Source organism: Paenibacillus sp. FSL R5-0766, assembly GCF_037971845.1.
Taxonomy (GTDB): Bacteria; Bacillota; Bacilli; order Paenibacillales; family Paenibacillaceae; genus Paenibacillus.
Genome location: NZ_CP150227.1, coordinates 4796490 through 4819458, shown reverse-complemented (window position 1 = coordinate 4819458; position 22969 = coordinate 4796490). Strand labels below are relative to the sequence as shown.

General features: G+C 44.4%; 21 protein-coding genes. 18 read left to right on the top strand and 3 right to left on the bottom strand.

Annotation, left to right across the window (positions count from 1 at the left end; all coding sequences use genetic code 11):
* Position 1: 1 nt before the first annotated feature.
* From MKY66_RS20910 to MKY66_RS20900, 3 genes are all read left to right on the top strand, one after another.
* Positions 2 to 298, top strand: coding sequence for a YlaH-like family protein (locus MKY66_RS20910; RefSeq protein ID WP_036614990.1), 297 nt, complete (start codon positions 2 to 4; stop codon positions 296 to 298).
* 90 nt (positions 299 to 388) lie between these two features.
* A complete protein-coding gene (locus MKY66_RS20905; RefSeq protein ID WP_036614987.1) occupies positions 389 to 1450 on the top strand; it encodes an LCP family protein in 1062 nt (353 codons plus the stop codon).
* Positions 1451 to 1548: 98 nt separating this feature from the next.
* A complete protein-coding gene (locus tag MKY66_RS20900) occupies positions 1549 to 2001 on the top strand; it encodes a pyridoxamine 5'-phosphate oxidase family protein (protein ID WP_076211583.1) in 453 nt (150 codons plus the stop codon).
* 7 nt (positions 2002 to 2008) lie between these two features.
* Here MKY66_RS20900 and MKY66_RS20895 read toward each other — a convergent pair whose 3' ends face one another.
* Positions 2009 to 2707, bottom strand: a complete 699-nt coding sequence (locus MKY66_RS20895) for a YhcN/YlaJ family sporulation lipoprotein (RefSeq protein WP_076211581.1) — start codon at positions 2705 to 2707, stop codon at positions 2009 to 2011.
* Between the two features lie 152 nt (positions 2708 to 2859).
* Here MKY66_RS20895 and MKY66_RS20890 point away from each other — a divergent pair, with 152 nt between their 5' ends.
* Positions 2860 to 4194 carry a PhoH family protein gene (locus MKY66_RS20890; RefSeq protein ID WP_024628438.1) on the top strand — a complete coding sequence of 445 codons (1335 nt, stop codon included), beginning with the start codon at positions 2860 to 2862 and terminating at the stop codon, positions 4192 to 4194.
* A gap of 220 nt (positions 4195 to 4414) precedes the next feature.
* Positions 4415 to 5686: an extracellular solute-binding protein gene (locus MKY66_RS20885; protein ID WP_076211580.1), complete on the top strand. Its 1272-nt coding sequence runs from the start codon at positions 4415 to 4417 to the stop codon at positions 5684 to 5686.
* A gap of 23 nt (positions 5687 to 5709) precedes the next feature.
* Here MKY66_RS20885 and MKY66_RS20880 read toward each other — a convergent pair whose 3' ends face one another.
* Both MKY66_RS20880 and MKY66_RS20875 read right to left on the bottom strand, forming a co-directional pair.
* On the bottom strand, positions 5710 to 6789 hold the full coding sequence (locus MKY66_RS20880) for a hypothetical protein (RefSeq protein WP_076211577.1): 1080 nt from the start codon (positions 6787 to 6789) through the stop codon (positions 5710 to 5712).
* 184 nt (positions 6790 to 6973) lie between these two features.
* Entirely contained in the window at positions 6974 to 7210 is a 237-nt protein-coding gene (locus MKY66_RS20875; protein WP_017687281.1) for a DUF2626 domain-containing protein, read from the bottom strand.
* A gap of 315 nt (positions 7211 to 7525) precedes the next feature.
* Here MKY66_RS20875 and MKY66_RS20870 point away from each other — a divergent pair, with 315 nt between their 5' ends.
* The 13 genes from MKY66_RS20870 to MKY66_RS20810 all read left to right on the top strand — a co-directional run bounded on the left by MKY66_RS20870 (position 7526) and on the right by MKY66_RS20810 (position 22939).
* Positions 7526 to 8176, top strand: a complete 651-nt coding sequence (locus MKY66_RS20870; RefSeq protein ID WP_076211575.1) for an RsfA family transcriptional regulator — start codon at positions 7526 to 7528, stop codon at positions 8174 to 8176.
* Between the two features lie 150 nt (positions 8177 to 8326).
* Entirely contained in the window at positions 8327 to 9286 is a 960-nt protein-coding gene (locus MKY66_RS20865) for a 2-dehydropantoate 2-reductase (protein WP_076211572.1), read from the top strand.
* Entirely contained in the window at positions 9286 to 9660 is a 375-nt protein-coding gene (locus MKY66_RS20860) for a DUF3397 domain-containing protein (RefSeq protein WP_036614898.1), read from the top strand. Before MKY66_RS20865 ends, MKY66_RS20860 begins: the two co-directional genes overlap by 1 nt.
* Positions 9661 to 9813: 153 nt before the next feature.
* Entirely contained in the window at positions 9814 to 11511 is a 1698-nt protein-coding gene (locus MKY66_RS20855; RefSeq protein ID WP_076211569.1) for a peptide ABC transporter substrate-binding protein, read from the top strand.
* 189 nt (positions 11512 to 11700) lie between these two features.
* Positions 11701 to 12633: an ABC transporter permease gene (locus MKY66_RS20850; RefSeq protein WP_076211567.1), complete on the top strand. Its 933-nt coding sequence runs from the start codon at positions 11701 to 11703 to the stop codon at positions 12631 to 12633.
* 2 nt (positions 12634 to 12635) lie between these two features.
* The gene (locus MKY66_RS20845; RefSeq protein WP_083657091.1) at positions 12636 to 13562 is read left to right on the top strand and encodes an ABC transporter permease; all 927 of its coding nucleotides are present in this window, start codon (positions 12636 to 12638) and stop codon (positions 13560 to 13562) included.
* Between the two features lie 17 nt (positions 13563 to 13579).
* Positions 13580 to 15349 (top strand): ABC transporter ATP-binding protein, encoded by a 1770-nt coding sequence (locus tag MKY66_RS20840; protein ID WP_076211563.1) that lies wholly within the window; start codon positions 13580 to 13582, stop codon positions 15347 to 15349.
* A gap of 157 nt (positions 15350 to 15506) precedes the next feature.
* Complete coding sequence (gene bshC, locus MKY66_RS20835; protein ID WP_076211562.1) at positions 15507 to 17138, top strand: bacillithiol biosynthesis cysteine-adding enzyme BshC; 1632 nt, start codon at positions 15507 to 15509, stop codon at positions 17136 to 17138.
* A gap of 44 nt (positions 17139 to 17182) precedes the next feature.
* Positions 17183 to 18448 (top strand): adenosylhomocysteinase, encoded by a 1266-nt coding sequence (locus tag MKY66_RS20830; RefSeq protein WP_047843755.1) that lies wholly within the window; start codon positions 17183 to 17185, stop codon positions 18446 to 18448.
* 273 nt (positions 18449 to 18721) lie between these two features.
* Entirely contained in the window at positions 18722 to 19159 is a 438-nt protein-coding gene (gene mraZ / locus MKY66_RS20825; protein WP_017687291.1) for a division/cell wall cluster transcriptional repressor MraZ, read from the top strand.
* Between the two features lie 18 nt (positions 19160 to 19177).
* Positions 19178 to 20128, top strand: a complete 951-nt coding sequence (gene rsmH, locus MKY66_RS20820; protein ID WP_076211551.1) for a 16S rRNA (cytosine(1402)-N(4))-methyltransferase RsmH — start codon at positions 19178 to 19180, stop codon at positions 20126 to 20128.
* 27 nt (positions 20129 to 20155) lie between these two features.
* Positions 20156 to 20584 carry a hypothetical protein gene (locus MKY66_RS20815; RefSeq protein WP_076211549.1) on the top strand — a complete coding sequence of 143 codons (429 nt, stop codon included), beginning with the start codon at positions 20156 to 20158 and terminating at the stop codon, positions 20582 to 20584.
* Positions 20585 to 20596: 12 nt separating this feature from the next.
* Positions 20597 to 22939, top strand: coding sequence for a penicillin-binding transpeptidase domain-containing protein (locus tag MKY66_RS20810; RefSeq protein ID WP_076211547.1), 2343 nt, complete (start codon positions 20597 to 20599; stop codon positions 22937 to 22939).
* Positions 22940 to 22969 lie beyond the last annotated feature (30 nt).

Sequence of the window (22969 nt, the reverse complement as noted above, 5' to 3'; positions counted from 1 at the left end):
CATGCAAGCATGGTTCGCATCACACCCGATCGTAGCCTACATCGTCATCTTTGTATTGATTACTTACGTATATAACAAGGTGTTTCGGGTACGTCAGAAATTGCCACTTGGTAAGGAAATCGTTCTCTATATTTTGATGGCGATGGGCACATTCATGCTTCTTATTTTTCAAATCGACAAGTTGCCCATCATTCAATGTTTGCTGGTGGCGGTTGGTTTGATGTTATTAGTGAGAGTGCGTTATTTTATTGAAGGTCGTCAAAAGAAAAAAGCGGAAGCTGCCGCTCGAAACTCATAAATCCTGTCTTGTACAGACCATCCGTTTTCCTTAGGGAAAGCGGTTGTCTTTTATTTAGACAAAAACAGATGTGATAAAGGTGTTGAAGATATGAACTCAAATTCGAACGGACTGCCTCCACGGAGACAGGCACCAACGCAATCCGGTGCTTCTGGATCGAAGAATGGCAAGGGCAAGCAGCCTAAGAAGAAAAAGAGAATGAATGCTTTTGGCAGAATCCTTTTAAGTCTATTGGTTATTGCCATTGTGGTAGGCGGTGGATATGCGTACTGGGTATACAATCAAGTCGTGGATACAGGTATCGATAAACCGGTACCTCCCGGGATGTCAGCCACAACCAAACCGATCACGATGCTGTTATTAGGCACAGATAACCGTCCTGAAACTGGCACATATCTCTCGGATGTTGTTATGGTGGCTTCGTTGAATCCGGAGACCAAGACGGCAACCATTGTATCTTTGCCTCGAGACACGCGTATTCAATTGGATGGGTACAAATCCAACAAGCTGAATTCCTATTATCCAAGATTCAAAGCACAGGAAAAAACCACTGGCAAAAATGCAGAGGATCAGATGAAAGAAATGATGGGCAAGTATTTGGATGTAGATATTAATTATACAACCGTCCTGAATTTCCAGGCATTCCGTGATGCTGTCAATGCCGTGGGTGGCGTGGATGTGACTGTGGATAAAAATATGTGTTATAGAGATACAGCCGATGGTACAGATATCAATCTGGTCGCAGGCGCACAACATCTCGATGGTAAAGCAGCACTAGATTTTGTTCGTTACCGCAAATCCAATTGTAATCCGAAGACTGATGAATCCAATGACTTTGATCGTAACAAACGTCAAAACCAAGTGCTAAACTCCATGCTGGATCAGATGAAATCTCTTGGTGGCATTACAAAGATCAGCAAAGTGATTGGTGCAGTTGACAAGAATATGACGACAGATGTGGAATCGGAACAAATGAAAAACTTTATCTCGACGTATTGGAACATTTCCACTTCGGATGTGCACTATACTCCGGTTACCGGAGAGTGGAGAAGTCCATATGTGTATATTAATGAGACGGAACTCGCCAATGCAAAGCAGGCCTTACAAGATACACTTTCAGGTAAAGTAACGGCTTCACCTTCAGGCGAATAACCTTCATTCTTTTGGGATTGGAAGCACGTTAATCGGTATGCTATAATAACATAAACCAAGTACAAGAATTGCATAAAGAAGGTTAGGGGGCTGGTTGAATGTCCGAAGCCGTCACACAATTAACTGAATCTCTTTTACAGCAATTCAAGAATGAGACCTTTGTGCTTCTTAGCACAGTGGATGTAGAATCCGGAGGTCCGACTTCAACAGCCATCTCCTGGATTTATGCGGAGAATGCTTCTACTTTTCGTTTAGCGATCGATCATCGTTCACGTTTGGTGAATAACATGATTACTAATCCGCTCATTACGGTGACTGTCTTTGGAGAAGAGACGGTGTACGCAGTGAACGGGCGTGCTGCGGTACGACAAGATCCGCTGCAGGACGTTCCATTTAATATGTGCTGTTTCGACATTACAATTGAAGCGGTGAGGAATGCTCTGTTTTACGGCGCTCAATTGTCTTCTGTGCCTCAATATGTCAAAATATATGATCAGCGTGCTGCTGAGAAATTAGATGAGCAGGTTTTTGCTGCCATGAAAAAAGCCTAGTGAGAGATCACTGGGCTTTTTGTTGTCTTTTGTCAGATGAATGCAGCTGCTGCATTTGTTGTTTTTGATTCACGTGTTCATCCGGATTCTGACGGACTTTGACGTCTTTCGGGAGTTGAGGGATAATTCGTCCCACCATGTCAGCAAGTTCTGAAGCAAAACCGGAGATTGGGTGCCCTTGACGAATATGTTCACCGATTTCTTTAATTCGTTCAGTGACATCTGCATCTGCAGTAACGATGGAATCTACACCTTCGGGGTCTTTGCGAAGTGCTTCGGCAACAGCGTACTTAATGGTACCCACCCGAGCACGTTCCAGTTCACCATCAACATCGATGCCAACTACGGCTGTATTACCGAGTATGACGCAGTTCGCATCTTCAACACCTTCCACTTGCTTGGCAAGGGCTTTAAGGTGATTGATTCGTTTTTCATTGGGCATCCGGCCACTATTTGCATCATCCGCAATGTTGGTATCATGGACTTCACCTGTATCCTCATTGAGGCGGTCCAAACGTGAAGGATTCATCCGATCTTCCTGTGCATTGAGCATGTGAGATCCTTTCCTTTGATCTTGCTGAGTTGTTATATTTCCTCCGTAACTTCTTGGATGCGATGTATGTGGCTCCTGTGAAGCACTGCGTGTGGAACTGTTGCAACCTGTAAGTATAAAGATCAGAAGCAGCGTGCAAACCCATTTTTTCATAAATGTTCATCCTTTCTTGGAGTTTTTCAGAATGGTTGACAATTATTTTGCCCTAGTCGAATACATTTATGTATGGGATCATGATTGTCCATGCCGCTGCTGAAAGATCACACTATCCATGCCTTTAACGACGCCGCTTTGGAGGGGATTGAATGAAAAAGATTTTTGTATTGGATACCAACGTGCTTCTGCATGACCCCAATGCCATATTTGCCTTTGAGGAACATGAGGTAATCATTCCCGCGGTTGTACTGGAGGAGATCGACTCCAAAAAAAGAAATGCCGATGAAATTGGGCGTAATGCCCGTAATGTGTCCAGACTGTTGGATGGATTACGTGAGCTGGGTCACCTGCACAGTGGGGTACCTTTAGCTAATGGAGGTAACCTGAAAGTAGAGCTGAATCATCGGAGTTTCGTGAAAGTTCAGGAAATGTTCGGTGAAGTGTCCAACGATAATCGCATTTTGGCTGTCGCACTGAATTATCAGATTGAGGAGAATGAAAAGGAAGTAGTCGAACGTCAGGTCGTGCTTGTCAGTAAAGATGTACTTGTGCGTATCAAAGCGGATGTACTTGGTCTGTTTACACAGGATTACTTATCAGATCGGACGGCAGGACTCAGTGAGTTATATCCAGGTTATACGGCCCTAAAAGTTCATCCGTCAGTGATTGATGAGTTTTACACATATCGTTTTTTACCAATCAAACCGTTACAGTTGTCTTATTCGTTGTACCCGAATGAATTTGTCATTCTCAAGGATGAGATGGGAACCAATAAATCGGCTTTGCTTAAAGTGAACACAGAGGGAACAAAGCTGGAGCCGCTTTTCCTCAGTAATGATAATGTCTGGGGTATTAGCGCGCGTAACGCACAACAACGCATGGCACTGGAACTGCTTTTGAATGATGACATCCCGCTTGTTACGATCACCGGTAAAGCTGGAACAGGGAAAACCTTGCTGGCACTTGCAGCAGGTCTGCTTAAGGTAGAGGATGATCACAAATACAAAAAACTGTTGATCGCTCGCCCTGTCGTTCCGATGGGGAAAGATATCGGTTACTTGCCTGGTGAGAAGGAAGAAAAACTTCGTCCGTGGATGCAGCCGATTTATGATAATCTGGAGTTTTTGTTTGACACCAAAAAAGCCGGAGATATAGATAAAATTCTAATGGGGCTTGGCAGTATTCAGGTGGAGGCCTTAACATACATTCGTGGAAGATCGATACCTGGACAGTTTATCATTATTGATGAAGCCCAGAATCTGTCACGCCACGAAGTGAAGACCATTGTATCAAGGGTTGGTGAAGGCAGTAAAATTATTTTGATGGGAGACCCCGAACAGATAGACCATCCGTATCTTGATTCTGCCAGTAACGGCCTGACCTATATCGTGGAACGGTTCAAACAAGAGGGAATCAGCGGACACATCATGCTCGAAAAAGGAGAACGGTCCAAGCTGGCACAACTTGCAGCTGATTTATTGTAATATTTAGGGGATTTATTTCCCGGAAAATGTTGTTATTGAAGTCGGCTCCAGGAGCCGGCTTTTTGCTGAAAAAATAAGTAAGCGTTATTACACAGAACTCGATATGCTCGTATTATGCAAAAATCCGAAAAAGTGTTTTTCGGCAGGGTAGGACAAGAGTACTATTTATTTGTTACAATAATTGTTGCAGAAAAAACTAGGTGAGCAGGGAGGGAAGTTAATGAAGCGTAGACATCAGGTTGTTTTGTTCGCGGTATTGCTGCTTTCGTTAACGATCTTGTCACCGAGTTTTGACTTTAGAGGTTCGCAGCTCAATCAGGAACGCGATCAGGAGAAGGATGCTTTTCCTGGGTCTTCGTCCCGTAATGAAGATGCTCAAGCTCCGTTGGAGATTGTAGTGGCCATGTCGGATGAAGAGTTCCAAGCCTTTCAAAAAATAGCCAAAGAAGTTGCTGCTTCCCAGCTGGTAGAAATTAATCTTCGGAATGAGAAGCCGGATACATATAAACATGTTTTGGATCTTGAATTTTCACTAGGAGAGAACGGTGATGTTGTTCTGCTTGATAGTGAGGAAGTGCAATACTATGCCCAAAAAGGGTACCTGTATCCGTTAAACGGAACCACATTATCAAAGTCACTAGGAGATACGATAGTGGGGTTACGGGGAATGACAGAGTGGAATGGTTATCAGTGGGGAATGCCTTTTGATTTTGATCCGTACATTCTGGCTGCACAATCTTCATTTCTGAAGAGAGCTGGTCTGGAGTCATTACCTCGCAATAAAGATCAGTGGGTCAAACTTACTCAACAAGCCATTGCGGAAGGCATCCCTTTGATTAAAATGAACATCAATGATATGTACGGGACGAATGCTTGGCTGAATCATTTGGAACCGAGGATGGCACCAGATCAAGTTAAACGAACGAAAATAGATTCGCAAACGGGGGATCTTCAGCAGGGGATTCAGTTGATGAATCAGATTCAGCCCCTTATTAGGCTGGAGTCTACCAATTCAGAGTTCTCTCCAACTGCTGACCAGAACAGCACACCAATGGTTGTATCATTGTTATCTCAATTATTGAATGCAGATCAAGCGAGTACAGTGGATAAAGATTCTTTGGAGCGGATTTCTTTCGAAACCTTGGATACTGTAAAATCCAGAAGCCTTGTCATTACTGCGGGTTCCGTTGAGGCAGAGGAGGCCAGTAGATGGATTGAAGGAATGACGTCCGCTACGGCACAGTTGAAATGGTACCAACAGGTTAACCGGTTGCCCGCAAAGCAGCAGGAACTGGATATGGAGTCTGAGAAACTCGCTGGACGTTATGACATGACAAAGGGACAATCCTGGTTCTCAACCACCCAAGATGTCCCCGCTGCAACGATCAAAAGTCATGCTCTAATAACTCGTTTTCATCAAAAAGTACAACAATTCTTAAAGGGAGAAATTACAGCGAATCAATACGTAGACAGTATTAGAACGACGAATTAACTTTAAGTTCGTGTTCAACCTCTTTAAAATGATATAGCTAGTTTTACTTCCAGTACGCCTTCACTTGTTGAAACATCGGTTGCTTTGACAAACGACAGGATTTTCTGCGGATAGAACCCAAGGTCAAATTCTCTTTCCAGCATTCGACGAGTCGTATCTGGTAATTCAAGCTGGTTGAATACAAGTTTGTCCACATGAAAACGAATGGAGTTTTGCGGTTCATTTTCTACCGTATAATGTCCTTCAATGCTTAATTGCAATTGATCTCGCTGACCGGAAGCTATAATCTTATCCTGGTTAAACTGAAAGGCAAAGTCTTCAAAGATTGAATTTTGGGAACGCAGAAATGCATTAAGCTCATCCTGCCCAATTCGAATCGTATAGGTTGTTCCAGTCGTGGATATGCCTCCGTTTTGTTTTTGGATAAAGTCAGGCAGGTTCTGCATGGCAGATGCCAAAGCTTTGAAATATCGTTTCACCTCATAGATGCCGATATTCTCCCAATAAAGGGTCAGTTCATCCATCAGTTTCTGAATCGCTGCCGCATCTCCGCTGGTGGCTATTTGGGCATCCATTTCTTTTTGCAAGGTGACTACACGTTCCCGCTGGTTCTGAAGATTAGTCTTCATTTCGGTTAATTCTGTTGTAGTCTGACGAATCTGAGTGGAAGTCTGTTGCAGATTGCGATAACGGTCCTGATACTTGTCCAGCACAGCCTGATCCCGTCCGATAATAATCTGGTAATAATCATACAGTACAAACAGGTCTTTGAATGACCTGGCTCCCAGGACCGTCATGAGGAGGCTGTCGCGTTCTCCTGTGTAGTAGGACCTTACTACAGCTCCGGCCCGATCTTGCTGAATATGTATCTGTTCTTCCTGTTCCTGAAGATGGACGGATAATGTCTCGTATTGTTGAGCCAACTGCTTCTGCCTTTCGGCGATGCGTTCGATTTCGTGATCGATTTCAACAATAGATAGACTTTTTTGCAATATCTCACGTGTATCCTCAGGTGAAGACTCTCCATAGGCATGGGCTAAAGGTAGCTGGAGGAATAAAATGATGCATAATATAAAGGCGGCAATGCCGTATTGACGTTTCACCGATCCATTCTCCTTTCCACTTCTTAAATGACTATCGTACAGGCTGGTTGCCTTCCAGACAATATATGAAACAAATACGTGAAATATCCTTAGTGGTTACATAACACCACGAACATTCATTTAATCTGAACACAACAAAAAAGCAACCCGACAGATATCGGATCACTTTGATGCTGCAGGTGGATTAGAGCGGCAACCCCATTTCGAATACGGTCCAGTAGCTGAACCCCGTGAATGTTACGATCATATAACCCCAGAAGAGCAATATGTACGTTCGCTCGGTAAATTTCAAGTATCCCAAAATGACAAAAAACGCAGTCTGCAGGAAAAAAAGCAAAGCCATTTCGACCAGATCTCCCGCAAAAGCCATCAGGCCAATTGCAAGCGTGAAGAACCCGAGTACCCGAAACATGCGTGCCACGGTAAATCCTCCTCTCCTAAGTACGTTCATAGATTGTCTACACAACATTATACCGGGAAAGGAAAAACGTGTAAACAAATTTGGATATGAAAGCGAATTCTTTTTTTTGCTAAAAGTAAGTATAGAGGGATATGTTTTGCATATGTCACGTATGAGCAAGCCTGAATGTGGAAATACATTTTAGTATGAAATCAATTCTATGAACTCTATGAGAGGCATAAGAATGAATGAAGCAGCTTTTATACCTAATTCACATACCGGGCTTCCGGTAATGCGGACGGTTATTTTAGGATGTTGTTAGGAGGGTATTATAGCATGACTGCAGTGAGACAGGATGCTTGGAGTACAGAGGACGATTTGATATTGGCTGAGGTTACTTTGCGTCATATTCGGGAAGGCAGTACACAATTGGCCGCTTTTGAAGAGGTGGGCGAAAAAATAGGCAGAACATCTGCCGCATGCGGTTTTCGCTGGAATAGTTGTGTACGTAAAAAGTATGATTCTGCCATTAGTAACGCCAAGGCACAACGACAAAAACGAAGTTATCTCAGAAAGCAGCCAGCTATGCTCGGACCGCAGGTTGCAGCGTTGTCTACCCTGGACACGGAAGAACATCTGTACAAATCAGATGGGATCTCAGACGATTCATTATCGATGGATGCAGTAATCCGCTTCCTGCGACAATGGAAGGGAACGGTGCAGGAGAGTAATCGTCAACTCAAGATGCTGGAGAAGGAGCTTCGGGAGAAAGAAGATGAATTGCTTGAACTACGTCTTGAGAATGACCGTCTCTCCAAGGAAGTGAATGAAGTACAGACGGATTACCGTGTGGTGAATGACGACTACAAAGCTTTGATTCAGATTATGGATCGGGCTCGCAGACTCGCATTTTTGTCCGAAGAAGAAGAGGAACTTAAGACACGTTTCAAGATGGATGCCAACGGGAATCTGGAACGAATTGAATAACAAGTTCAGACGTTTGATTGGTGAAAGTCAGGTATGAACCCGCCACACCTCCGTTACACAACGGCAGGTATGACGGGTTTTTAGTTTGGTGTTTTTGTTCTATTATAGATAAAAGAAGAGAAACTATCGAAGCGGAGAGGAGTTCATCATATGATCATTGACATCGTAGGAGCGGGAGCACTGGGTCTTTTGTATGGCGGGAAACTGCTGGCGTCAGGTAACCAGGTCAGGTTTTGGACGAGAACAACTGTTCAGGCAGACCTCCTCAGCCATGATGGAGTAACCATTGTGGAACAAGACGAGGAGATACATATTCTACCGGATCAAATACAGGCGAAACCAATAAGTGAGCTGACTGACACATGGAAGAACACACCGGGTGAATGGTTACTGCTCATGGTTAAGCAGACAAGCATGGATGATTTCATTCATGAGATTAGTCCATTACAAGATCATGTGCTGAATATCGCTTGTTTTCAGAATGGGATGGGCCATCTGGCAAAACTTCAAGCAGCTTTGCCAAAGTCGCTTCTGTGTAGTGCGGTTACAACAGAAGGTGCGAAGCGTACACAAAGTAAGGTGATTCGTGCAGGTACAGGTGAAACCAGGCTGGGGAGGTACAACATACATATAGTAGCTTCTACCTCTATAGAGGAGAAGAGAACATTTACTCTGTCGGGATCGTTGCAGCAGGCAGGATTTGACTGTACAGTGTCGAATGAAATCGATAAGCTGATATACAGGAAACTACTGATTAATGCGGTCATTAACCCGCTTACAGCACTATGGCGAATCCCTAATGGAGAATTGATCGTCATGGAAGAACGAAAGAGGCTAATGCGCCAGTTATTTGATGAAGTATTGTTAATCTACTCTGCAAGTGGAATATGTTTGGATAAGGATATGTGGGATCAACTAATATCGGTCTGTCGTTCTACTGCCACGAATACTTCCTCCATGCTTGCAGATGTTCTCGCTGGACGTGGTACAGAAGTGAGGTCAATTAACGGTCATATTGTAAGAATGGCACAGAAGTTGGACCTTGTTGCACCTACACATGAAATACTGCTTCATCTGATTGAAGGAATGCAACCGGAAGGAGTGAATTAATGGGACTTTTTATTGTGTTGAGCATATTGCCCTTTTTTCCGTTCTTTCTTGTCTATTGGGGCATGTACGTATGGAAAAAAGACAAACGTAAAGCATTGCGAATGGCAATGGATGTAACCACTTTTTTTCTTGTATTTTCAGTTTCAGCGTTATTCAACTTAACATTTGATTCGAATTTTGGTTTTTATCTGACATTAATACTCATACTAGTAGCACTTGGATTCATCGGGGGTGCGCAAAATCGACTAAAAGGGAAGGTTGATAGGGGTAGAATGTTCCGGGCCGTATGGCGCATGTCTTTCGTCATCATGAGTTTCGGGTATGTTTTGTTTACTTTATTTGGATTATTTAGATACTTCATGCAACAGATGTGAGGTTACATAACGCAAAAGAGGCAAAAAATGTGTCGATTTTGTCGAAAACTGAAAAAAACATTACTTTCTGAAAAAGTAATGTAGATTTTTTTGACCGGTGGTTGTATAATCTATAAACATATAAACCATATCAATTTAGGGGGAACGTGTTAGATGAAAAGGAAAAGTCTATTAGTCCTTTTGACGCTGATTTTGGCGTTCGGTACCGTACTTGCAGCGTGCGGATCGAAAAACGAAGGCACAGGTAACACCGATACTGGTTCTGCAAACGAAGGAAATGGTCTTGCTAAAGATCAAATTCTGAAAATCAACCTGTCAGCTGAACCTCCTACGTTGGACCCGGCTCAAGCAAAAGACAGCCAAACCAACACAGTTCTGAAATTCTTGTATGAAGGTCTTGTACGCATCGATGCTGATGGTAAAGAACAAGCGGGCGTAGCTAAAGACTGGACAATCTCCGAAGATGGTTTGAAATATGTTTTCAACCTGAACCCGGATGCTAAATGGAGCAACGGTGATGCAATCACTGCCGAAGACTTTGTTCGTTCTTGGGAACGTGCTTTGAAACCGGAAACAGCTTCTCCATATGCATACCAATTGTACTATATTAAAGGCGCTGAAGGTTACAACCTCAGCAAAGATGAAACATACAAAGGTACTAAAGTCACAGATTTCTCACAAGTAGGCGTTAAAGCTACTGATGAGCACACATTGGAAGTAACGTTGGAAAACCCAACACCTTACTTCTTGGGTCTGACAGCATTCTACACGTACTACCCAGTACATGCATCTGCTGACACCAATGACAAATTCTTCACAGACTACAAAAACATGATCGTTAACGGACCATTTGTAATGGATCAATACTCTAAAGGTCAAAAAATTGTTGTGAAGAAAAACGATGGTTACCATGCAGCTGCCGATATTAAATTGGCTCAAATCGATATGTCTCTGACAAACAGCAGTGCTTCCGAACTGCAAGCTTACAAATCAGGACAATTGGACTACACTGGTGCACCTAACGGTGAAATTCCATCCGACCAAATTCCTTCTGTAAAAGCGGAATTGCCGGACGAGTTCAAAGCTACTGGTATTGCAAGTACGTACTACTATCAGTTCAACGTAAACGAAGCACCATTTAACAACGTTAAAATCCGTAAAGCATTTGCAATGGCAATTCAGCGTCAGCTGATTGTTGACAAAGTTACACAAGGTGGACAAATTCCAGCATTCGGCTTTGTACCTCCAGGTATCCGTGGTGAAAACGGCGAATTCCGTGATGAGCACAAAGACGATTACTTCACAGAAAATGTGGAAGAAGCTAAAGCATTGCTTGCTGAAGGTATGAAAGAAGAAGGTTACACAACATTGCCAGCTGTTACGTTGATCTACAACACTAGTGATGGTCACGCGAAAATCGCTTTGGCGGTTGCTGACATGTGGAAACAAAATCTTGGTGTTGATGTGAAAACAGAAAACCAAGAGTGGGGCGTATTCCTTGAGAACCGTCAAAACCAAAACTTCCAAGTAGCTCGTGCAGGTTGGTCTGCTGACTACAACGATCCATACAACTTCTTGGAAATGTGGACTACTGGAAACACAAACAATGATTCCAAATTCAGCAACGAACAGTATGACAAAGACGTTAAAGAAACTGTAAAATCTGCTGATCCAGCTGCACGTATGGCTGCATTTGCTGACGCTGAGAAAATCCTGATTCAAGATGAAATGGGCGTTATGCCAATCTATTATTACACTAACGTATCTTTGACTAAGCCTTACCTGAAAGGCGTACAACTTGATTTCAGTGGAGCTATTGACTTCACGCGTGCATATCTGGAAGAGAAATAAGTTGTTCTGAAGTCTAATATGAATACTTCGGGATATATATGTGGAATTCCATATATATCCCGATTTTTTGTATGTGCACCGATTTTCCTTATAATTCTTGAAATTTCCGATAAATGGATTGGACTTTATTTCTGTCTAATTCTACAATCGATTTGTATACAAAATATTGTTTGTGGAGGTGTGCAAGGGTTGGTTAAGTATGTGTTGAAAAAACTATTATTTATGCTGCTATCGCTTTTCATACTCGCATCTGCAACCTTCTTCCTGATGAAGGCTATTCCGGGTGACCCTTTTACATCCGAGAAAAAAGTATCGCCTGAAATTCGGGTCTTGCTGGAACAGAAGTATGGATTGGACAAACCGATGTATGAACAATACCTGAAGTATATGGGTGGAATCCTTAAGGGAGATTTCGGAGTCTCAATGAAATATCTCAATCGAGATGTAGCCGGAATGATCGGCGAAACATTCACCGCTTCGTTGAAGCTTGGAGTGTTTGCAATTGTTATCTCCATTATCGTGGGTGTTTTGCTGGGGCTTATTGCTGCAGTTTACCATCGTAAACTCATTGATGATATCACGATGATCCTTGCTGTCATAGGTATAGCTGTTCCGAGCTTCTTGCTGGCGTCACTATTGCAGTATCTCTTTGCTACTAAATTAGGCTGGTTTAACGTTATGGGCTTTGATGGTCCATTGGATTACGTTCTTCCGGTTGCAGCGCTATCTGCATCTCCGATTGCTTTTATCGCTCGTTTGACGCGTTCGAGCATGCTTGAAGTCTTACATGCAGATTATATCAAAACAGCTAAAGCCAAAGGTCTGAAATGGCCTGCAATTATGTTCAAACACGTTGTAAGAAACGGTATTCTACCGGTAGTAACTTATGTTGGTCCAATGACAGCGAATATCATCACAGGTTCCGTTGTAATTGAGCAGATCTTTAACATCGGGGGAATTGGTAAAGTATTCGTAGAGAGTATCACAAACCGTGATTACACTATGATCATGGGGATTACAATTTTCTATGGTATCCTCCTGATGTTGGCTCGTTTCTTTACGGATATCGCTTACGTGCTGATTGATCCTAGAATTAAGCTGGAAAGCCGGAAGGGGGCATAACGTTGTCTGGCACGAATAATAAAAAGAATGAAACGGCGAACACGAACCTGACTAGTCAGGCAGCGGTTAAACCGCAAGAAAGTGTATCCCTTTTTAAAGATGCCATGTACAGACTTGCAACCAATAAGGCTGCTATGATAAGTCTGGGTGTATTGGTTCTTGTCGTGATTTTCTCTTTGATTGGTCCAACTTCTTTGTTTACAAGTTATAATTATTATTCCAATGATTTGTTGAATGCCAATGCAGCGCCGAGTGCGGAGCACTGGTTCGGTACGGACGAGCTTGGTCGTGACGTGTGGGTAAGAACTTGGGTAGGAGCACGTGTATCCCTTACTGTAGGTTTGGCCGCAGCCTTGATTGACCTTGTTATCGGGGTTATTTATGGAGCGATCATGGGTTTCTACGGTGGACGTGTAGATGGAATTATGAACAAGTTTTCCGAAATCCTCTACTCCTTGCCGTACATGCTTGTTGTAATTTTGTTGCTGGTTGTACTGGAACCAAGTCTGACAACGATTATCATTGCCCTCACCATCACAGGCTGGATCAGCATGTCATGGATTGTGCGTGGTGAAATCATGCAACTCAAAAACAGAGACTTTATTCTTGCTGCAAGGTCCATGGGAGCAAGCACAGGGCGTCAATTGTTCCGTCATTTGCTGCCCAATGCAATAGGGCCGATTCTTGTAACATTGACGTTGTCTATTCCAAATGCAATCTTTGCTGAAGCGTTCCTGAGCTTCCTTGGATTGGGTGTATCAGCACCAAGATCTTCACTTGGTTCTATGATCAATGATGCACTTACAGGCTGGACGCTATTCCCGTGGCGGATGTGGTTCCCAGCAGGTCTGATGGTTCTTACAATGCTTGCATTTAACTTGCTCGGAGACGGCCTGCGTGACGCACTCGATCCGAAATTACGTAAATAGAAACAGGAGGTGGGATTATGGAACCGATTTTAACTGTCAAAGACCTGAGTGTGTCGTTCTCAACACGTTCTGGTGAATTTGATGCCGTTAAACATGTGAGTTTTGAACTTGGCAAAGGAGAGACGCTGGGGATCGTAGGTGAATCGGGTAGTGGTAAGAGTGTTACCGCCCAAACCATCATGAAATTGATTCCCTCCCCGCCTTCGAAGGTCAAAAGCGGAGAAATTACTTTTCACGGGCAAGACCTGCTGAATAAGACAGACAAACAAATGGAAGCGATTCGTGGTAAAGATATCGGTATGATCTTCCAAGATCCAATGACTTCATTGAATCCTACCATTAAAATTGGTAAACAAATTACCGAAGTATTGCGCAAGCATCAGAACATGTCCAAACAAGCGGCGAATAAAGCAGCTTTGGAGATGCTTGAACTTGTAGGTATCAAAAATGCGGCTATTCGCATGAATCATTATCCTCACCAATTCTCTGGTGGTATGCGTCAGCGTGCCATGATTGCGATCGCACTTGCATGTCGTCCATCCCTTCTGATTGCGGATGAACCGACAACTGCACTTGACGTTACAATTCAGGCTCAAATTCTGGATGTCATGAAAGACATGCAGCAAAAGCTGGGAACATCGATCATGCTGATTACGCATGACCTTGGTGTTGTAGCAGGTATGTGTGACCGTGTTGTTGTTATGAAGGAAGGCGAAGTTGTTGAAACAGGAACAACTGCTGAAATCTTTAGTAACCCTCAACATCCATACACCATTAAATTGCTGAATGCTTTGCCTCGTCTGGACGAGCCCAAAAAGGAAAAACCAGCTCCGGCTGGTATTATCAAAGGCAGCAATAAGCCTCTGGTACAAGTGAAAAACTTGAAACAGCACTTTAATTTGGGTAAAGGTAACATTCTCAAAGCGGTCAATGACGTAAGCTTTGATATCTTTGAAGGTGAAACACTTGGCGTTGTAGGTGAGTCTGGCTGTGGTAAATCCACAACAGGTCGTACCATTCTGCGTCTTTATGAGCCAACTGGCGGAAATGTTAACTTCAACGGAACGGATATCTACAAGTTGTCCCCGCGCAAAATGAAAGAAATGCGTAAAGATATGCAAATGATTTTCCAAGATCCATATGCATCTCTTAACCCGCGTTTTAATGTTATGGATATTATCGGGGAGTCCCTCGATATTCATGGTCTGGCTTCCAGTTCTAAAGAGCGCAAGAGACGAGTGGAAGAGCTGCTTGATCTGGTAGGTTTGAACCCAAGTCATGCACTCCGTTATCCACATGAATTCTCTGGTGGTCAAAGACAACGGATTGGAATTGCGCGTGCACTTGCTGTAGACCCTAAATTCATCATCTGTGATGAGCCATTGTCTGCACTGGATGTATCCATTCAGGCGCAGGTCGTGAAATTGCTTGAAGAACTTCAACAACGTCTCGGCTTGACATACCTGTTTATTGCGCATGATTTGTCGATGGTTAAACATATCAGTGACCGTGTCGCTGTAATGTACATGGGTAAAGTGGTTGAGCTCGCAGAAAGTGAAGAACTGTATGCGAACCCTGTCCACCCTTATACCAAAACGTTGCTTTCAGCAATCCCTGTACCTGATCCGGAAGTGGAAGCGAACAAACGTCGCATCTTGCTGCCGGAAGAGCATATGAGCCCGATTCAGAATGGATCTGGTGGTCCTGCAAATGACCCGTACAATCTGGAAAATGCTCAATTGATTGAGGTTTCCAAAGGTCACTGGGTTGCAGAACCTTACGTATAACAGGAATTTTAAAGCGATATGCTATTATTGATGTATTAAGAGCCGCCGACTCGTTCGGCGGTTTTTTTCGTATTTTAATCACTTTCTTTTGACGAAGCGGCCTTGAATTCGGTACAATCAAGAAAGGCTCTTTGAAGCAGAATAGGAGGCAGACCTCATGAACGGTATTACCGAGGCACTCCGCAGCGGATCAAGACTTGCAGAAGATTATATCTGTTCAAGAGATGCTGCGCGTGGCCTTTACGAGTATGACATTCGCTGGGAATCAGGACTTCAGGCGCGTGCCGAGTGGCTGGACCAATCGGAGAACACACGTATTGATCGTTGTGATCTGGCAGAGTATTTACGTATATATAATAAGCGGGTGAACGACCATGGAGAGGTTCATGCGTCCATCACACGTCTTGCAGAAGAAGATGCACTAGTGGTTACAGGAGGACAGCAGAGCGGTCTGCTCACCGGACCACTGTTCGTCATATACAAAGCCGCCAGCGTAGTGGCAGCTGCGCGTGAAGCGGAAGAAAGACTTCAACGCCCGGTAGTCCCAGTATTTTGGATTGCAGGTGAAGACCATGACTGGGATGAGGTTAACCACACGTATCTGCCTGATCATCAGGGAGACATCAAGAAGGTCAAGTTACAAGGACGATTCGCAGGAAGGGATTCTGTCAGTAATGTTCATGTGGATACACAGCAGTGGATGAATGTACTCGAACAGGTGGAACATCTTTTACCTGATACGATACATAAACCAGGACTGATGAAATGTATCACAGAGATCCATCATTCCAGTTCGAATCTGAGTGATGCATTTGCCCGCATGATATCTGCCTTGTTTGCCAGCAGTGGCCTTGTTCTAATGGATGCATCGGATCCAGATTTACGCAGGTTGGAACAGCCTGTGTTTGAGCGGTTGATACGAAAAAATGAAATGCTGCGCAACGCATACACACAAGGTGCTTCGCTGGTACAACAAGCTGGTTATGCTATGCCTGCCGAAGTAGCAGAGGATGGAGCCAATCTGTTCTACATTCATGAAGGTGCGCGTCTACTCTTGTTGTTGAAAGACGGGTTATATAGTGATCGCAAAGGTTTGGTTTCTTTCACAGAGGAACGTTTGCTTCAGGAACTGGGAGAACATCCGGAGCGCTTCAGTAACAACGTACTGACACGTCCATTAATGCAAGATTCTGTGCTGCCTGTAGCCGCTGTTATTTTGGGGCAAGGTGAAATTGCATATTGGGGTTTGACTCGGGAGGCATTCCGTCAGTTCGGACTGCAAATGCCCATTTTGTTGCCACGGTTGTCTTTCACCATTATGGAAGATACTCATCACAAACACATGAAACAATATGGACTTTCTTTTCAGGATGTTCAATATCATATGGAAGAAAAGAAGGAGCAGTGGCTCGCACAGCAGGAGACGTTCCAGGTAGATGAACAGTTCGACAAGGTTCAGGAAGCGTTTCTTGATCTGTATGGACCGTTGCTTGATGAGATCGCGGAGATTCATCCGGGGCTGGAACGAATTGGCGATACCAATTTGAGTAAAATCAACGAGCAGATGCAGTATCTGAAACAGCAGACTCACAAAGCTATCGAAGATAAACACAATGTGAGTTTAAGGCACTGGAATGGCATTCAGAACTCCTTATTCCCAACGGGCAAACCACAGGAACGAGTACATAATGCACTCTTTTACCTGAATCGTTATGGCACCGAGTGGATCGATGAACTGATTAAGGCCTCAAGCGAATTCCTTGGAGAGCATAAGGTTATTGCACTATAGAGCCCTTTATAATAGAAGAAACACCAAAACGAGGAGGATATGATATGACTACACCTGCATTGCAAAACAGTATTGTTAAAGATATGGGACTCGCTTCAGAGGGTCACCTGAAAATTGACTGGGTAGAAGCGCATATGCCGGTACTGAACCGCATTCGTCGCCAGTTCGAACAGGATCTGCCCTTCAAAGGTTTGAAGGTTGCCATTTGTCTTCATCTGGAAGCGAAAACAGCTTACTTGGCAAAAGTGATCCAAGCGGGTGGTGCAGAAGTAACCATTACGCATAGCAATCCATTGTCTACACAAGATGATGTTTGCGCAGCATTGGTGGAAGACGGGGTTACGGTGTATGCGAAGTACAATCCGGAGCCTGCGGAATTCAAATCACTGCAACTGCGTGCGCTTGAGGTGAAGCCTGATCTCATTATTGATGATGGTGGAGACTTTGCAACCATTATTGCATCCGAGCGCCCGGACCTCGCAGCAACCATTCGCGGAGGAGCAGAAGAAACGACAACGGGTATTATTCGTTTGAAAGCATTGGCGAAAGAAGGCCAATTGAAGTTTCCGATGGTTGCGGTTAATGACGCATACTGCAAGTATCTGTTTGACAATCGCTACGGTACTGGACAATCTGCATTCGACGGGATTATTCGTACAACTAACCTGGTTATCGCTGGTAAAAACGTAGTGGTAGCAGGTTATGGCTGGTGTGGTAAAGGTGTAGCGATGCGCGCCAAAGGTCTTGGAGCGAATGTGATCGTAACCGAAATCGATCCAATCAAAGCGGTAGAAGCACACATGGATGGGTTCCGGGTCATGACAATGGTAGAAGCCGCCAAATTGGGCGATTTCTTCATTGCAGTTACAGGCAATAAGGATGTTATCACAGGTGAGCATTACGATGTGATGAAGGATGGAGCGATCTTGAGTAATGCGGGTCACTTTGATGTTGAAGTGAATAAACCTGAACTGGCTAAACGTTCGGAATCGATTCGCACAGTTCGCCGAAACATTGAGGAATATCGTTTCAAAGATGGTCGTAAAATGTATCTTCTTGCAGAAGGTCGTCTTGTAAACCTAGGTGCAGCAGATGGTCACCCTGCCGAAATCATGGATACGACGTTTGCCCTGCAGGCACTTGGTCTGCGTTATGTGAGTGAGAATTATGAAAACTTGGGTAAAAACGTTGTTAATGTACCTTATGATATTGATCAGCAGGTTGCCAGCTATAAACTTGAGAGCCTGAATATTGGCATCGACTCCTTGTCAGCTGAGCAAGAGAAATACCTGGATAGCTGGAAATTTTAAGCTTTATCCAATAATTACAAGCTGATGAAATGATTCAATAGGTATAGAATGGTTTATTGATGATATGGCTCATGTGCGGGTAGACATACGATTGCCCGTTTACGGGAAGCGTCTTTGATCCTGAGTGACAGGATCAAGGACGTTTTTTTATGCTGAAAAATTAAAAAATCAAGTAATGCAAGAAGGGTTTTGATTTTTTTGTGCGAATCTATTATGCTTAGGTGGTGGAAAGTGGGGCAAAGTGGGAGAAACGGGTGAGGAGTGAGTGGGCCAATGTTTATGGGGGAGTTCCAACATAGCATTGATGATAAGGGTCGGGTTATCATTCCGGCTAAATTCCGCGAATCTCTGGGACCGTCTTTCGTTGTCACACGGGGTTTGGACCAGTGTCTTTTCGTGTACCCCATGGAGGAGTGGGGGGTCATGGAACAGAAGCTCAAAGCACTGCCATTGATGAAATCTGATGCACGTGCGTTTACCCGGTTTTTTTTCTCGGGTGCAACCGAATGTGAACTGGACAAACAGGGCAGGGTAAATCTGCCGGGCAATTTAAGAGAGTATGCCAAGCTTGACAAGGATTGTGTTGTTCTTGGCGTGTCAAACCGGGTGGAGATTTGGAGCAAAGGCATATGGGAGAGTTATTTCAATCAATCCGAAGAAGCATTCAACGACATTGCCGAAAAGCTGGTCGATTTTAATTTTGATTTATAAAGTCAGGAGGGGTGCAGGTTGTTTCACCACATAACCGTACTCAAAGAAGAGGCAACAGAGGGATTAAACATCAAGCAGGACGGTATATACGTGGACTGCACTTTAGGCGGTGGCGGACATAGCTCCGTGATTGCTTCCAAGCTCGGTCCAGGGGGACGTCTGATCGCACTTGATCAGGATGACTGGGCTTTGGATAATGCTCGCGAGAAGCTCGCTGCTTATGGAGAACGTGTAACATTGGTGAAAACCAATTTTCGAGATCTGGAACAGGTACTCAAGGATCTGGATGTACCAATGAAGGATGGTGTACCACAGGTCGATGGTATTTTGTACGACTTGGGTGTGTCATCTCCGCAATTTGATGAAGGAGAACGTGGATTCAGCTACAATCACGATGCTCCGCTCGATATGCGGATGGACCAGGATGCAATGCTGACGGCCAAAGAGATTGTGAATGAGTGGCCAGAAGAAGAGATTGCTCGAATTTTGTATCGCTATGGTGAAGAGAAATTTTCGAGGAGAATTGCCCGTGTTATCGTCGGAAAACGAGCGCAGTCTACCATTGAGACGACAGGTGAACTCGTGGAACTGATCAAGGAAGGCATCCCGGCGGCAGCTCGCCGTACTGGTGGACATCCTGCCAAACGTAGCTTCCAGGCATTACGCATTGCCGTCAACGATGAGTTGGGCGCGTTTGAAGAAGGCTTGCATCAGGCTGTTCGTTGTCTGGCACCAGGAGGACGTGTATCTGTTATTACCTTCCACTCCCTTGAGGATCGGATATGTAAACAGATTTTCAGCAGTTATCTGGAAAAATGTACATGTCCACCCGATTTTCCGTTGTGTGTATGCGGCGGCAAGGGGGCCCTGCGTTTAGTTAACAGAAAACCGTTGATTCCAACGGAAACGGAATTGACCGAAAATTCACGTGCTCGTTCAGCCAAGCTGCGCGTAGCCGAGAAATTGTAGATCAAGAGTGGAGGAGAGAATCGGAGTATGGCATATACACGTGGTAATCTCGCTGTAAAAGAAAAAGCGTCCCAGGAACGTGTGACCCAGCAACGATACAAAGAAACCACCAAAGTGGTGACCCGTCGTACGGGTCTTCCGGCACGCGAGAAAATTTTGTATCTGATTACCGTGGTTGCAGTTATCCTTGTTGGAGGAGCCTTGATGTCTCGTTATGCTCATATCTATGATCTGAACAAACAGGCTCAGTCCACTATTTCGGATATCAAGGGGTATGAAAAGACGATTGCAGACCTGCAGGTGGAAAAAGAAACATTGAACAACCAGGTCATCGAAAATGCAAAACAACTTGGTTACGTTGAAGCTTCCGGTAAAGATGTCATTTATGTACCTCGCTCAACAAGTACGAAATCAACTGGTACTGAGTCGTCCTCAAATACAGCAAGCAGTAAGTAAAGAGGTGTTCCGATGATAAAAAGAATAAAGATGCGCACGTTGCTTATAGGGGGATGTATTACCCTCTTTTTTCTTGTACTCGTAACCCGAATCTTTTTCATTCAAGTTGTGAATGGCGGTGTATGGCAGGAACGAGCGGCCGGATTGGTAGAGCGGGAACAGACGATTAAGGCTGCACGTGGAACGATTACGGATCGAAACGGTAACATTTTGGCTACCGATGCCCCTGCCTATACGGTCTCCGTTAATCCGTTATTAATTAATGAACTCGGAATTCAGGATGTTGTTACGGAGAAGCTCTCTTCCCTTCTTGGAAAAAATGAGAGTGAAATGCGTGCTCTGGTCACAGCCAAAAAGGAAGATGGCAAGTTCTATCAGCAACGTGAAGTACGCAGTGAAGGTTATAAAATAAGTCCTGAACTTGCGGCACAAGTCAACGAGTTGCGTGAAGAACTGCAAGATGAATATAAGGCACGTAATGCAATTGTGATGGCTCAGGAGTCGAAGCGTTTTTACCCTGAAGAAACACTTGCTTCTCACCTCTTGGGATATATGAGCCGTGATGGGAAAGCTGTCAATGGACTTGAAGTCTCATATGATGAAGCACTGACAGGCACAGACGGATATTTGAATTATCAGAAGGATGCCAAAGGCATTAAACTTCCGGATTCACAGGATAACTATCTGCCACCTCAGAACGGTAAGAACCTTACGCTGACCATCGATGATACGATCCAGTTCTACATTGAGGATGCAATGAAAGAAGCCGTTGCCAAGTATAATCCACTGAGCATGACGGTCATTGCTGCAGACCCAAACACGATGGAGATTCTGGGGATGGCGAACTGGCCAACCTTTAACCCGAATACCTATGGGAGTACACCTGATCAAAAGAATTTTATCAACCATGCTACGCAATCCATCTATGAGCCAGGTAGTACATTCAAAATAGTTACGCTAGCAGGGGCTGTTGAAGAAAAACTCTTTGATCCCAATGCAAGTTTTGAATCCAAACGCATGTATATCGGTGGTTTCCCGATTAGTGATAATGGTCATTCCTATGGTTGGATCTCGTATCTCGAAGGTGTCAAACGGTCAAGTAACATCGCTTTTGTTAACTTGGGTTACAACATGCTTGGCGGCGAACGTCTGCGTCATTACATAGACGAATTCGGCTTCGGCAAAAAGACGGGTATTGATCTGCCAAATGAGGCAGCGTCCCCGATCAAGCCACTGGTTTACAAATCTGAGATTGCCACGGCAGCCTATGGTCATGGTCTTGTACAGGTAACACCAATTCAACAGGTCGCAGCCATCTCTGCGATTGCCAACGGTGGCAAATTGATGGAGCCACATCTGGTAAAGGAGATCAAGAACCCAAATGATGGAACAACGGAAGTCATCAAACCCAAAGTTGTTCGTCAGGTGATTTCCAAGGAATCTTCCAAACTGGTGAGTGGTTATCTGGAACAAGTCGTTGCAGACCAAACGATTGGTACCGGTCGTAACGCCTATATTGAAGGTTACCGTGTAGCTGGTAAGACAGGTACGGCAAGAAAGGTTGTTAACGGAGCATACAGCAAGTCAAAAGACGTTGTATCGTTTATTGGATTCGCGCCCGTGAATAATCCAAAGATTGCTATACTTGTTGTCATTGACCAACCGGATGGAACCAACATTGGGGGAGGAACTGCAGCTGCCCCGGTGTTCAAAAAGATTGTCAGCCAGACTCTTCAATACATGGGAATACCCAAAGATACAGCCAAAACTCCTGACAAAAAGTCAAAAGAAGTCTCTGTCGTGCAAGCCAAGGCGCCTGACTTGAGTGGCAAGACAGCCAAACAAGCCAGAAGCCAGCTTCTAAGCGCAGGTATTGCTTATGTTACTCTTGGTCAAGGTGATAATGTAATTCGGCAGTATCCGGTTGCTGGCGCCTCTATGAATCCAGGCCAACGAATCTATCTGCTAACGGAAGAAAGCAGCAAGATGAAGATTCCCGATCTAACAGGTGAATCTCTCCGTGATGCCCTTGAAGTACTTTCTCTCATGAAGGTGGGGGTTACGGTCAAGGGTGAGGGCTATGTCGTGAAGCAAACCGAGCAGGTCGCAGGTGAGCAGAGAACTGTACAGTTGAAATTGCAAACTGCCAAAGCTGCAGTGACAGGTATAGCCGATGAGGCTCCAATCTCTTCTGATCCGTCGTCAGAAGCTGAAGTGAAGGAACAAGAGGCTTCGGCCGGAGAAGCTAAAACCGACGAAACAGACGGAACAGAAGAAACAGATAACAACAAAGCTCCTGCCAATGAATCCGAATCCTCTGACGATCCAGCAACAAACGGAGCTTCGCTTCCTTAGGGAGCTCTGACAGCTTGTTCTAACCCCCGG